General features: G+C 66.8%; 12 protein-coding genes. 7 read left to right on the plus strand and 5 right to left on the minus strand.

Features of this window, described 5'->3' with window-relative positions; genetic code table 11:
- Nucleotides 1-108: 108 nt before the first annotated feature.
- The 5 genes from nadD to K3U94_RS08160 are packed head-to-tail and all read left to right on the plus strand — an operon-like array spanning nucleotide 109 to nucleotide 3391.
- On the plus strand, nucleotides 109-735 hold the full coding sequence (gene nadD, locus K3U94_RS08140; RefSeq protein ID WP_434084918.1) for a nicotinate-nucleotide adenylyltransferase: 627 nt from the start codon (nucleotides 109-111) through the stop codon (nucleotides 733-735).
- Complete coding sequence (gene rsfS / locus K3U94_RS08145; RefSeq protein WP_220696179.1) at nucleotides 732-1127, plus strand: ribosome silencing factor; 396 nt, start codon at nucleotides 732-734, stop codon at nucleotides 1125-1127. Before nadD ends, rsfS begins: the two co-directional genes overlap by 4 nt.
- The gene (gene gpgP / locus K3U94_RS08150) at nucleotides 1124-1804 is read left to right on the plus strand and encodes a glucosyl-3-phosphoglycerate phosphatase (RefSeq protein ID WP_047319952.1); all 681 of its coding nucleotides are present in this window, start codon (nucleotides 1124-1126) and stop codon (nucleotides 1802-1804) included. The genes rsfS and gpgP overlap by 4 nt, the downstream gene beginning before the upstream one ends.
- A complete protein-coding gene (gene octT, locus K3U94_RS08155) occupies nucleotides 1794-2543 on the plus strand; it encodes a diglucosylglycerate octanoyltransferase (RefSeq protein WP_220696180.1) in 750 nt (249 codons plus the stop codon). The genes gpgP and octT overlap by 11 nt, the downstream gene beginning before the upstream one ends.
- Nucleotides 2540-3391 (plus strand): DegV family protein, encoded by an 852-nt coding sequence (locus tag K3U94_RS08160; protein ID WP_220696181.1) that lies wholly within the window; start codon nucleotides 2540-2542, stop codon nucleotides 3389-3391. The genes octT and K3U94_RS08160 overlap by 4 nt, the downstream gene beginning before the upstream one ends.
- A gap of 16 nt (nucleotides 3392-3407) precedes the next feature.
- Here the strand turns inward: K3U94_RS08160 and K3U94_RS08165 are convergent, their stop codons facing one another.
- Nucleotides 3408-6326: an MMPL/RND family transporter gene (locus K3U94_RS08165; protein ID WP_275564544.1), complete on the minus strand. Its 2919-nt coding sequence runs from the start codon at nucleotides 6324-6326 to the stop codon at nucleotides 3408-3410.
- Nucleotides 6323-6766 (minus strand): MmpS family transport accessory protein, encoded by a 444-nt coding sequence (locus K3U94_RS08170; RefSeq protein WP_047319956.1) that lies wholly within the window; start codon nucleotides 6764-6766, stop codon nucleotides 6323-6325. Before K3U94_RS08170 ends, K3U94_RS08165 begins: the two co-directional genes overlap by 4 nt.
- 231 nt (nucleotides 6767-6997) lie before the next feature.
- Here K3U94_RS08170 and K3U94_RS08175 point away from each other — a divergent pair, with 231 nt between their 5' ends.
- On the plus strand, nucleotides 6998-7585 hold the full coding sequence (locus K3U94_RS08175) for a PepSY domain-containing protein (RefSeq protein ID WP_220696182.1): 588 nt from the start codon (nucleotides 6998-7000) through the stop codon (nucleotides 7583-7585).
- 151 nt (nucleotides 7586-7736) lie between these two features.
- On the opposite strand, the gene K3U94_RS08180 is transcribed toward K3U94_RS08175, so the two are convergent.
- Entirely contained in the window at nucleotides 7737-8780 is a 1044-nt protein-coding gene (locus K3U94_RS08180) for an NAD(P)H-dependent amine dehydrogenase family protein (protein ID WP_220696183.1), read from the minus strand.
- A 38-nt stretch (nucleotides 8781-8818) separates the two neighbouring features.
- On the opposite strand from K3U94_RS08180, the gene K3U94_RS08185 reads away from it, so the two are divergent.
- Nucleotides 8819-10030, plus strand: coding sequence for an enhanced intracellular survival protein Eis (locus K3U94_RS08185; protein WP_220696724.1), 1212 nt, complete (start codon nucleotides 8819-8821; stop codon nucleotides 10028-10030).
- Nucleotides 10031-10120: 90 nt separating this feature from the next.
- Here the strand turns inward: K3U94_RS08185 and K3U94_RS08190 are convergent, their stop codons facing one another.
- Together K3U94_RS08190 and K3U94_RS08195 are read right to left on the minus strand one after the other, a co-directional pair.
- Nucleotides 10121-11230 carry an acyl-CoA dehydrogenase family protein gene (locus K3U94_RS08190; RefSeq protein ID WP_047320018.1) on the minus strand — a complete coding sequence of 370 codons (1110 nt, stop codon included), beginning with the start codon at nucleotides 11228-11230 and terminating at the stop codon, nucleotides 10121-10123.
- Nucleotides 11231-11244: 14 nt separating this feature from the next.
- Nucleotides 11245-12405 carry an acyl-CoA dehydrogenase family protein gene (locus tag K3U94_RS08195; protein ID WP_220696184.1) on the minus strand — a complete coding sequence of 387 codons (1161 nt, stop codon included), beginning with the start codon at nucleotides 12403-12405 and terminating at the stop codon, nucleotides 11245-11247.
- Between the last annotated feature and the right edge of the window lie 91 nt (nucleotides 12406-12496).

Consider the following 12496-nt stretch of genomic DNA (forward strand, 5'->3'; position numbering starts at 1 on the left):
ACGAGCGTACGCCGTAGCGGAAAGCCGCTCGGCGTTGCCCGGCTCCACCGTCGACGAACGGCGCCACCAGTGCGCTCGCGCCGGCGAGGACCCCAAGTAAGCTGGCCTATCGTGCGAAAACGGCGGCTGGGAGTCATGGGTGGGACGTTCGATCCCATCCATCATGGCCATCTGGTCGCCGCCAGCGAGGTCGCCGATCTGTTCGGGCTCGACGAGGTGGTGTTCGTGCCCACGGGCCAGCCGTGGCTCAAGAAGCGCCGCGTCACTGCCGCGGAGGACCGCTACCTGATGACGGTGATCGCCACTGCGTCGAACCCGCGGTTCTCGGTGAGCCGGGCTGATATCGATCGCGGCGGCCCCACCTACACCAAGGACACCCTGCGTGACCTGCACGAACAGAACCCCGATGCCGAGCTCTACTTCATCACCGGCGCCGACGCGCTGGCCACCATTCTGTCCTGGCAGGATTGGCCGGAGATGTTCGAGATGGCGCGGTTCGTCGGGGTGAGCCGGCCCGGCTACGAGCTGAACGGCGACCATCTCGCTGATGCGCTCGGCTCCCTGCCACCGCAGGCGTTGACGCTGGTCGAAGTGCCGGCGCTGGCGATTTCATCGACCGATTGCCGCCGGCGTGCGGCAGAATCCCGCCCGATCTGGTACCTGGTACCCGACGGTGTGGTCCAGTACGTGTCCAAGCGCCGCCTCTACCAACCGACCCCCGGAGACCCACAATGACCGCGACACCCGAGGCCGTGCGGATGGCCACCGTGGCGGCCGCCGCCGCCGCGAACAAGCTGGCCGACGACGTCGTCGTCATCGACGTCTCCGCGCAACTGGTCATCACCGACTGCTTCGTGATCGCCTCGGCGTCCAATGAGCGCCAGGTCAACGCGATCGTCGACGAGGTCGAGGACAAGATGCGCCTGGCCGGCTACAAGCCGGCGCGCCGCGAGGGCACCCGCGAGGGGCGCTGGACCCTGCTGGACTACGTCGACATCGTCGTGCACATCCAGCACCAGGATGAGCGGGACTTCTATGCGCTGGACCGGCTGTGGAAGGACTGCCCGCTGGTGCCGGTGGACTTAGCGGACTCAGCCGGTGAGTCGGCGCCGGAGGATGCGTCGTGAGGATCCGCAGGCTGATTCTGCTGCGTCACGGCCAGACCGAGTTCAACGCCGGCAGCCGGATGCAGGGCCAGCTGGACACGGTGCTGAGCGATCTGGGCCGCGCGCAGGCGGAGGCGGCGGCGGAGGTGCTGCGCAAGCGGCACCCGTTGCTGATCGTGTCCTCGGACCTGTGGCGCGCCTACGACACCGCCACCGTGCTGGCCGAGCACAACGGGTTGCCGGTCCGGGTGGACACCCGGCTGCGGGAAACCCATCTGGGGGACTGGCAGGGGCTGACCCACGAAGAGGTCGACGCCGCCGCACCGGGAGCCCGGTCGGCGTGGCGCGACGACGCCCGATGGGCGCCCCACGGCGGCGAGAGCCGGATCGACGTGGCCGAGCGCAGCGTTCCGCTGGTGCGTGAGCTGGTGGCCGGGGAACCGGACTGGGGCGGAGCCGATCACGCCGATCAGCCGGTGGTCCTGGTCGCCCACGGCGGGTTGATCGCCGCGCTGACCGCGGCGTTGCTGCGGCTGCCGGTCGAGAACTGGCCGGTGCTGGGCGGTATGGCCAACGCCAGCTGGACCCAGCTCAGCGGATACTCCGACGGCCCGGATCCCGACGACGATTTCGCCGACGTGCGGTGGCGTCTCGACGTCTGGAACGCCTCAGCACAGGTGGCCAGTGATGTCCTCTGAATCGCGGACGCCCGCACAAGCCCGTCCCACGCTGCTGGTCTTCGCCGACTCGCTGTCCTACTACGGGCCCACCGGCGGCTTGCCCGCCGACGACCCGCGGATCTGGCCGAACATCGTTGCCAGCCAGCTGGACTGGGATGTCGAACTGATCGGCCGGATCGGCTGGACCAGCCGGGACGTCTGGTGGGCGTCCACCCAGGACCCGCGTGCCTGGGCCGCCCTGCCCCGCGCCGGTGCGGTCATCTTCGCCACCAGCGGGATGGACTCATTGCCGTCGGTGTGGCCGACGGCGCTGCGCGAGTTGATCCGCTATGTGCGGCCGTCCTGGCTGCGTCGCTGGGTCCGCGACGGTTACGGCTGGCTGCAGCCCCGCTTTTCGCCGGTGGCTCGGGCGGCCCTACCGCCGCACCTCACCGTCGAGTATCTCGAAATGACTAGGGGGGCCATCGATTTCAACCGGCCCGGAATCCCCATTGTGGCCTCGCTGCCGTCGGTACACATCGCCGATACGTATGGCCGCGCCCACCAGGGACGGGAGCCCACGGTGCGGGCCATCACGGCCTGGTCGCGGGAACACGACGTCCCCCTGGTGGACCTGAAGGCCGCGGTAGCCGATGAAGTCATGAGCGGGCGCGCAAATCCCGACGGCATCCACTGGAACTTCGAAGCGCACCGGGCGGTCGCCGACCTGATGCTCAAAGCCCTCAGCGAGGCCGGCGTTCCCGGGCCGGTGGAATGAGCGGCCCGACCGTTGTCGTGGTCACCGATTCCTCGGCGTGCCTGCCCGTCGAGATGCGTGACCGGTGGGGCATCCGCACGGTGCCGCTGCACATCCTGCTCGACGGGGCCGACCTGCGCGACGGTGTCGACGAGGTGCCCGCGGACATCTATGCGCGTGAGCGCGTCACCACCTCCGGGGCCGGTCCCGAGGAACTGGCAGAGGCCTACCGGAACGCGCTTGCCTACAGCGCCGGCTCCGGAGTGGTGGCGGTGCACATCTCTTCGGCGTTGTCCGGGACTTTCGGCACCGCCGAGCAGGTGGCCGGCAAGATCGGCCCCGGCGTGCGGGTGATCGACTCGAAGTCGGCGGCGATGGGCACCGGATTCGCGGTCTTGGCCGCTGCCCGAGCGGCCGCCGGCGGTGCCGACCTGCAAGGAGTTGCCGCCGCGGCGGACGCCGCCGTGCAACGTGGGCACGCCTACATGGTGGTGCAGCGGCTGGACAACCTGCGGCGCAGCGGCCGGATCGGCAGCGCGGCGGCCTGGCTGGGCACCGCCCTGTCCCTGAAGCCGCTGCTGGCGGTGGAAGAGGGAAAACTCGTTCTGGCGCAGCGTATCCGCACCGTCAGCAAGGCCGTCGCGTCGATGATCGACCGGGTCTGTGATGTGGTCGGAGATCGCCCTGCGGCGCTGGCGGTGCATCACGTCGCCAATCTGCAGGGGGCCCAAGACGTGGCGGGTGCGCTGGCGGAGCGGTTGCCGGGCTGCGAGCCCGCGGTGATCACCAGCCTGTGCCCGACGTTGGCCCTGCATGTGGGGGCCGGCGCGGTCGCGGTGTGTGTCGATGTCGACCCGGGTGGGGTCTGATCGGGTCAACGCCCGGTCACTGCGTGGGCGCTGGGAATCTGTCGGTGTCGGTGGACTCTTCGTGCGGGGTGTGCGCCGCGATCCCGCGAATGTTCTTGTTGGGGCCCCACGGCCGGACCACCTGCGGCCACCAGAACCACTTGCCCAGCAATGTCGCGATCGACGGCATGAAGAATGCCCGGACCACGAAGGTGTCCAGCAGCAACCCGATCGCCACGGTGGTGCCATACATGCCGATGGCCTTGAGATCACTGAAGAACATGATGCCCATGGTCGCGGCGAACACCATGCCCGCCGAGGTCACCACCCCGCCGCTGCCGGCCATCGCCCGGATATAGCCGGTCTTGAGCCCGGCGTGTATCTCCTCCTCGAAACGGGAGACCAGCAGCAGGTTGTAGTCCGAGCCGACCGCCAGCAACACGATGACCGCCAGCACCAGCGTCACCCAATAGATGTGCTGGCCGAATATGTGCTGCCAGATCAGCACCGAGATGCCGAACGACGCGGCGATCGAACTGGACGCGGTGCCGAGGATGACCGCTGCGGCCACCAGGCTTCGGGTGATCATCATCATGATCAAGAAGATCAGCGTCAGCGACGCCACGATCGCGATCATCAGGTCGTACTTGGCGCCGTTCTGCATGTCTTCGTAGAGCGCAGCCATGCCGCCGATGTAGACCTTGGCGTCCGACAACGACGACTGCTTCAGCGCCTCTTGGGCAGCGATCCGCTCCGGCTCAACGCGTTTGATGCCCTCCGCGGTCGCCGGATAGGTCTGGTGCGTGACGAAGAACCGCGCCGATTTGCCGTCCGGGGACATGAACAGTCGCAGGCCGGTTTGGAAGTCCTTGTTGTCGAACGCTTCTGCGGGCAGATAGAAGAAGTCGTCGTTCTTGGAGTCGTCGAAGCTCTGACCCATCATGATCTGGGTGTTGCTCAGGTCCTCCATCTGGTTGATGAACGCCGAGAACGTCGAGTGCACGGTCAGCACCAGCCCGCGCATGATTCGCATGGTGTCGACCACGGCCGGCAGCAACTCGACCGCCTGCGGCAACAGGTGCGCTGTCTTGGTGATGTCGTCGGACAGATAGCGCATCTGCTCGGCGAGTTGATCGATCCCGTCGGTGGCGTCGAAGGTGTTACGCAGCGCGTTGCACATCGGGATGTCGAAGCAGTGCGGCTCCCAGTAGAAGTAGCTGCGCAGCGGACGGAACTGGTCGTCGAACTCGGCGATGTGGTCGCGTATCCGGTCGGTGACGTCCACGGTGCGCCGGGTGACCTCGGCCGTGTCGTCGAACGTCCGGTCGACCTCCTGGAGATATCCGTACATCTGGATCAGCAACTCGATGTCCTTGTCCAGTTGCTGGGAGATGGTGTCGATGTCTTTGATCCGGTCCTTGAGCGTCTTCATGTTCTGGATCATCAGCTGGTTGGAGACGCTGAGTTGGAACGGTATCGAACTGTGCTGCAGCGGAATTCCCAACGGTCGAGTGATGTCCTGGATCATCCCGATCCCGACCACCCGCATGATGTTCTTGGCGACTCGGTCCAGCACCAGCATGTCAGCGGGATTGCGCATGTCGTGGTCGGAAGTCACCATGGTGATGTCCGGCGCCATCCGGGCCGCCGAGAAATGTTTCTCCGCGGCGGCGTAGGCCACATTGACCGGGGTGTCCTGCGGCAGGTACTTACGGTCGTCGTAACCCGGTTTGAATCCCGGTAGGGCCACCAGACCGATCATGATGACGGCCAGGCTGGCCACCGCGATGGGGCCTGGCCAGCGCACCACCGACACGCCGGCCTGGCGCCAGAACCCGCCCCGCTTGGCCTTTTTGGGGTCGAGGAGGCCGAAGCTGGTGACCACCACCAGCATGGCCGGTCCCAGGGTCAGCGCGGCGCCCACCACCACGAGCATGCCCACCGAGACCGGGATGCCCATGGTGTGGAAGTAGGGCAGCCGGGTGAAGTACAGCATCGCCGACGCCCCGGCGATGGTCAGGCCCGACCCCAGCACCACCGGGGTGACACTGCGCACGGTGGTGTAGTAGGCGTCGACCCGGTCCTCGCCGGCCAGCCGGGCTTCCCGGTACCGGCCGATGAGAAAGATGCCGTAGTCGGTGCCGGCGGCGATCGCGAGCATCACCATGATGTTGACTGCGAACGTCGTCAGGCCCATCACGTCGTGATAGCCCAGGACGGCGACGACACCGCGGGCGCACATCAGCTCGAGCAGGGTCAGGAACAGCTGCGTCAACATCGCTGACACCGACCTGAAGACGATCAGCAGCATGATCGCGATCGCTGCGATGGTGAACAGCGTGATCTTGACCAGGCTGGCGTCGCCGATCGCCCGCAGGTCCGCGGTCAGCGCGGCCGGCCCGGCGACGTAGGCCTGCACCCCGGGCGGCGCGGGGGTGTCATCGATGGCCTGGCGAACCGCGACGACCGAGTCGTTGGCCTCGGTCATGCCCTGGTTGCCCACCAGGTTGAGCATGATGTAGGCGGCCTTGGCATCCGAGCTCTGAACGCCCGCGGCGGTCAGCCGGTCACTCCAGAAGTCCTGGGCGTGCTCGACATGGTTTTTGTCGGCGACCAGCTTCGCGACGATCTCGTCGTAGTAGTGATGGGCGGCTTCGCCGAGTTCTTCCTCGCCGACCACCACCATCATCACGGTGCTGTTGGACTTGTACTCCTGAAAGTTCTCGCCGACCAGCTTGCTGGCGATCATCGACGGCGCATCGACGGGCGCCAGCGGCGCGGAGTGCTCCTCGGAGATGACTTCCAGCTGAGGCACAAGGACATTCACCAGCACGGTGAGCACGATCCAGACGATGATGATCGGCACCGCGAAAATGCGCAGCATGTGCGCGAAGAACGGCCGCTTGACGTGCGGATCCTGGTGGCTGTCCAGCTGCTCTTTGATTCGTTTGATCATCCGGACTTCACCAGGCAGAAAGTCTGGGCGTTGAGGCCGGTGGCGCGGCGTTCGTCGAGCAGCCGGTCGTCGATCTTGATTCGGCAGCCGATCTCACCGGTGTTGCCCTGCACGATCATGTTGGCCATGACGGCGGGCAGCACCGTGACGACGGTGTAGGACCACGGCAGCGGCACGTTGTTCAGTTGATGGACGTTGGCCTCGGCGTCCCAGTAATTGATGTCGGCGGTGGTGCCGGGCGGTCCGAAGGCCTCGTAGGCGACGTATTTCGGGTTGAACTGGACGATCTCGATGCCGGCACCCGCATGCGGGTTGAGGTCTTCGGAGGCGAACACCTTGTGCAGCCGGCTGACGACCACACTCGAGATCGCGATGACCACGATGAAGACCAGCGGAATCCAATGCCGTTTGAGTATGCCGGCGACCGAGATCTTCCTCATCTCACCGCCTTCCGCCTGCCGATACTGCGGTTGAACGTCGGCGCTGAACGGTCTGCTCCCCGGCCTCGCCGGAAGCATCGATGGTTCCGCGAATCGCGCCCTTCGGCAGCATAACCTTCGCTTAGCTAAGGACCGCAACCGGTGCTGCTCGGGCGCCGACTTGCGAACGGGCTGTGGCCGCGGCGCCTTGAGTTCAGCGCCAACGTCTCGACTTCAGTAGCATGGCCGCTGATGCACGCTCTGGGAAATGTCGTCCGATTCGGTGCGGTGGTCATCGTGGCAGCGCTGGCACTGGCCGGGTGCAGCGACAAAGGCGCGTCCGGCGCGTCGTCGCAGGAGTCCGTGGCCCCCGAGGCGTCGTGGACTCGACCCGACGCGCCGCCAGACCCGCACACCCTGCTTCGCGCCGGTGACCTCGCCGTTTCGCAGGTACCGGACAGCGTGTTGATCTTCATCGAGAGTCAGACCAGCGACGCCGGTACCTGGAAGGCCAGGGTGGTCACCCCCGACGGCACCGAACATCAGGTCAAGGTCGCATCCGACGGGGTCAGCGTGCTGGTCGGCCCCACCGCAACCGAGGACAGCGACGCCGACAAGGCCAAGCGGCGCGCCAATGTGGACGGTACCCACTTGGATTACCGCAGTGCGGTGGATCGCGTACTGCGGGCAGTGCCCAACAGTTCGATCACCGAGCTGAGCCTGCTCGACATGAACGGCACCGTCGTCTGGGAAGCCGACGTGTGGGACGACCAACTGTCCGAACGCGACGTCACCGTCGACGCGGCGTCGGGGGCCGTCACCGTCAACCGGCAGGCCTGATTCGGCGGTCCGGCTTCGGCTCTCCTTCGTCGAGCCTTGCTAACCGGCAGGCCTGATTCGGCGGTCCAGCTTCGGCTCTCCTTCGTCGAGCCTCGCTAACCGGCAGGCCTGATTCGGCGGTCCAGCTTCGGCTCTCCTTCGTCGAGCCTCGCTAACCGCCGGCGCGGCCGGTGATCGGTGGCAGCTCGGCCAGCGTGACGATGCCCGGTTCGGCGGCGACCACCGACGACACCGCGTTGGTCACCGGCATCGCCGTGTAGATCGAGCCCAAGCCGTTGAAGTTCGGCTCGTTCCAGTCCTTCGGCGGCAGGCAGTTGATGACGGTGCGCATATTGGGCAGTCCGAACACCTGGATGACGTGGCCGTGTGCCACCGGTTTGGGCGGGGTGACCTGGTTGCCCATGATCCAGTTGAAGCCAACGCTGACCACGTTGCGCTCACCCACCCAGCCGCGGTGATAGCCGAAGACACTGCCCACGGTGCCGGCCGGGATCTTCATAAAGCCCAGGTCGCTGTCGCCGGTCGCGGCGGTGAACTGCACATCGAAGGTGATGCGGTCCAACTGCGCGCCGATCGCATCGGCCATCATCGCCGCGGACTCGGCAAAAACTTCGCTTTCGCGGCGAACGCTTTCGGCCAACCCGGGGGTGTCGGGGTCCTGCGCGAAGCCCATCGCCGCCATGGTGGCCGCCGACTCATACGTCGAGCAGTCCACCGACTCGGTGATCCGGATCTCGTCGACCCGCTCGCACGCCCCGGACAGCACCATGCCGACCATGTTGGTAAGACCCGGGTGCGCGCCGCTGCCGAACATGGTGGAGTTCCCGGCCCGGCAGGCGTCCTCGATGCGCTTGCGGTCTTGCGCGCTCTGCTTGCCACCGGTGATCCAGGCCGCGGTCGAGCACACATTCACTCCGGCCTCCAGCAGTGCGACCAACTCGTCGATGCTGGGCCACAGCGGGTTGTAACAGCAGGCGTCTGGCTTCAGCGCGATCAGGGCGTCGATGTCATCAGTGGCGGTGATCCCGGTCGGCTCCGGCCACCCGGCCAGCTCGGCGGCATCCACCCCGACCTTGTCCTTGCCGTGGGCGTAGACCCCGACGAGTTCCATGTCGGGGCGGGCGATGATGGCGTGCAGCGAGCGCTGTCCGATGTTTCCGGTGGTCCATTGGATGACGCGAAGCGGTGTGTTCATAGGTCACCACCATATTCAGGTGCGCAGTGACCGCCTTTGTGGCACCGTCGGACCACGTGACTGACCTGAGCGTGCGCACCGTGACCGCTGACGACTGGCCATCGATCATGCTGCTGGAGAACGCCGGGTTCGGCGTGGTCACGCATCCTGATGAGGTCGAGGCCATCCGCAGCTTAGTACCGGCCGACGGAGCGGTGGTGGCCTGCGACGGTGACTCGGTGGTCGGTGTCGCCTTCTACCTCGACCTGCGGATGACGGTCCCGGGCGAGACGATCCTGCCGGTCGCCGGAATCAGTGGCGTGGTGGTGGCGCCGACTCACCGCCGACGTGGTGTGCTCCGGTTGATGTACAACGAATTGCACCGGCGCATCGCTGATTCGGGCTATCCGATCGCGGCGTTGACCGCCAGTGAGGGCGGCATCTACGGGCGGTTCGGTTACGGGCCGGCGACGATCGATCACGAGCTGACCATCGACCGGCGGTTCGCCCACTTGCATCCCGACGCGCCCGATCCGGGCGGGGTACGACTGGTCAGCGCGGCCCACAGCCGCGACGAGTTCGCAGCGGTCTACCAGCGGTGGCGCCAGCGCACCCCGGGTGGTTTGGAGCGCCCGCCGGCGCTCTGGGATGACCTGCTCGCCGACCGGGAGGACACCCGGGACGGCGGCACCGAGTGGTTCGGGCTGCTGCATCCCGACGGCTATGTGCTCTACCGGGTGCACGCCGGAGAGCCAAAGACGGTGCGGGTGGGGGAGTTCCGGGCGGTCACCCCGGGCGCCCACGCCGCGCTGTGGCGGGCGCTGCTCGGGCTGGACCTGATGGGAAAGATCGTCGTCGAAACCTACCCGGACGATCCGATGCCGTACCTACTGACCGACACCCGGGTGGCCACCACCACCGGACGGCAGGACGACCTGTGGCTGCGGATCATGAACATCCCAGCCGCGCTACAGGCACGCAGCTACGGCGCCGACGTGTCGGTCGTTCTGCAGGTGTGTGACGGGTTCCGTGGCGACGGGGGCAGATTCGCGCTCCAGGTCCGCGACGGCCGGGCCTGCTGCGCCCCGACCGACGCGGCGGCCGATGTCGAGCTGGACCTGGATGTACTGGGCAGCCTCTACTTGGGCGCGCACCGTGCCTCCGCGCTGGCCCGTGCCGGCCGGTTGCGATGCGGCGACGACGCCGTGGTGCGCCGATTGGACGCGGCGTTCCTCACCGACGTCCCGGCTCAGCTCGGGTTTTTCTTCTAGCTCGGGTTTCTTCTTAGCGCGAGCGTGCGTGTCCCCGGTCCGACACTCCGTGTCGAGACCGGGGACACGCACGCTCGGGGAAAGGTAGGGCTACAGCTTGGCCAGGTCGTAGCCACCCAGGTTGTCGATCAGCACGTGCAGCTGATCCTGCGACGAACCCAGGGTGTGCTCGATCGCGGTGAGCCGGGCCGCATAGTGGCCGACTGGGTACTCCCAGGTCACCCCGATCCCGCCGTGCAACTGGATGGACTCCTGAGCGATGTGCCGCCCGGACCGGCCGACCTGCAGCTTGGCGCGCGCCGCGATCACCGGGTCGTAGTTGTCATCGGCGAGTGACATCGCCGCGTACATGCTCATGCTGCGGGCCAGCTCCAGCGACACGTACATGTCGGCGGCGCGCTGAGTCAGGGTCTGGAAGGTGTTGAGCGTGACCCCGAACTGCTTGCGCGTCTTGAGGTAGTCGGTGGTCAGCCGCAAGGCCTCTTCCATCGCGCCGACCGCTTCGGCGCACAGTGCCGAGGAGATGCGGATGACCGCGCGCTCAATGGCGGCCGTGGCATCGGTCGCCTCGCCGAGCGCGGTGGCCGGTGTGTCGGCGAAGTCGACCTGGGCGCCACGCTGGCCGTCGAAAGTCCGGTAGGACTGACGGGTCAGGCCGTCGGCGCTTCCGTCGACCAAAAACAGCCCGGTCCCGCCGGCCGGCAAAGCGGCGCTGACCACCAGTGTGTCGGCGCGATCCCCGGTCAGCACCGGGTTCTTGCGTCCGCTCAGCCGCCACGAATCACCCTGCTGCACAGCCGTGGTGGCCACCTTGCCTGCCGTGCCGCGCATGCCCGGCTCGGTGTGTGCGAACGCCAGGATCTGCTCGCCCCCGGCGACGGCGTCGAGCAACTCACGCTGCTGCGCATCGCCGCGCTCGGCGATCAGCGCTCCCGGCCCGAGCGCTCCGTGCACGACGGGCTCCGGCGCTACCCGCCGGCCGATCTCGGTGAGCACCACCATGATCTCCAGCGGACCGGATTCCTGCGGGTCGAAACCGAGACCGAGAATCCCGATGTCCGCCAGCTGTTTCCACACCTCGGGGTTGAATCCGGGGTCGGTCTCGATGACCTTGTTGCGGGTCTCGGTGTCGTAGCCCGACAACATCGAACGGGTGGTGTCGCGCAGCAGAACCTGCTCGTCGCTGAGTTGAAAGTCCATGGCCGTCATACCTCCTAAAGGCCGAGAATGGTCGACGCGATGATGGTGCGCTGTACCTCGTTGCTGCCGCCGTAGATCGACGTCTTGCGGTAGTTCAGGTACGTCGGCGCCGCGTCCTGCGCCCAGGTGGGCGTGGCGATGCCGTCGCCCGCCTCGAAGGGCAGGGCATCGGGACCGGCCAGCTCCACGAACAGCTCGGTGGCGGCCTGCTGCAGCTGGCTGCCGCGCAGCTTGAGCACCGACGACGCCGGGTTCGGCTTGCCGTCGGCGGAGTCGCTCGACACGCGCATCTGGGTGAGCTCCAATGCCAGCAGATCGTTTTCGAGTTCGGCGACCCGTGCGGCGAACAATGGATCGTCGAGGGCTCCCAGCGCCTTGGCGCGCTGCTTGAGTTCGGCGACGCGCACCTTGGTGCGGGTCACCCCGGCGATGCCGGTCCGCTCGTTGCCCAGCAGGAACTTCGCGTAGGTCCAGCCGTGGTTTTCCTCGCCGACCAGTTGATCAGCGGGCACCCGCACATCGGAGAAGAACACCTCGTTGACCTCATAGCCGCCGTCGATCAGCTTGATCGGCCGCATGGTCACCCCGGGAGTCGACACCTCGAACAGCAGGAAGGAGATCCCGGCCTGCTTCTTGGGGGCCTGCGGGTCGGTGCGCACCAGGCAGAAGATCCAGTCCGCGTACTGGCCGAGTGTGGTCCAGGTCTTCTGCCCGTTGACGATGTAGCTGTCGCCGTCGCGCACCGCGGTGGTGCGCAGGCTGGCCAGGTCGGAGCCGGCCTCCGGCTCGGAAAAGCCTTGGCACCACCAGATATCCAGGTTGGCCGTGGCCGGCAGGAAGCGCTCCTTGGTTGCCTGGGAGCCGAATTCCGCGATCACCGGACCGACCATCTTGGCGTTGAAGGTCAGCGGTTCGGGCACCGAGGCCAGCTGCATCTCGTCGTGCCAGATCTGGTGCTGGGTCGCTGTCCAGTCCTTGCCGCCCCACTCGACCGGCCAGTTGGGAACCGCGAGGCCGTTGGCGTTGAGGATCCGCTGGGTGGTGACGATGTCGTCGGGGAAGATCGAATGGCCCAACCGGCTGCGTTCGCGAATGTCAGCGGGGATCTCGGTGGTGAAGAAGGTACGCATTTCGTCGCGGAATGCTGCCTCCTCCGTGGTCAGTGCCAGTCTCACGTCGACCTCCCGGTTGGTTGGGTGAACTCACGGTTGGTATGCACCCTAATCGGCGGACCCGCGGTACTGCGGGGGAGGGCTTACCGTGCGC

The organism is Mycolicibacter heraklionensis, assembly GCF_019645815.1.
GTDB classification, from domain to species: Bacteria; Actinomycetota; Actinomycetes; order Mycobacteriales; family Mycobacteriaceae; genus Mycobacterium; species Mycobacterium heraklionense.

Excerpts from the sequence above, each read along its gene's own strand:
- K3U94_RS08170 (WP_047319956.1), bottom strand. The coding sequence starts at position 6,766 with ATGAGGAAGATCTCGGTCGCCGGCATACTCAAACGGCATTGGATTCCG.
- rsfS (WP_220696179.1), top strand. The coding sequence starts at position 732 with ATGACCGCGACACCCGAGGCCGTGCGGATGGCCACCGTGGCGGCCGCC.
- K3U94_RS08180 (WP_220696183.1), bottom strand. The coding sequence starts at position 8,780 with ATGAACACACCGCTTCGCGTCATCCAATGGACCACCGGAAACATCGGA.
- K3U94_RS08165 (WP_275564544.1), bottom strand. The coding sequence starts at position 6,326 with ATGATCAAACGAATCAAAGAGCAGCTGGACAGCCACCAGGATCCGCAC.
- K3U94_RS08160 (WP_220696181.1), top strand. The coding sequence starts at position 2,540 with ATGAGCGGCCCGACCGTTGTCGTGGTCACCGATTCCTCGGCGTGCCTG.
- K3U94_RS08175 (WP_220696182.1), top strand. The coding sequence starts at position 6,998 with ATGCACGCTCTGGGAAATGTCGTCCGATTCGGTGCGGTGGTCATCGTG.
- octT (WP_220696180.1), top strand. The coding sequence starts at position 1,794 with ATGTCCTCTGAATCGCGGACGCCCGCACAAGCCCGTCCCACGCTGCTG.
- K3U94_RS08190 (WP_047320018.1), bottom strand. The coding sequence starts at position 11,230 with ATGGACTTTCAACTCAGCGACGAGCAGGTTCTGCTGCGCGACACCACC.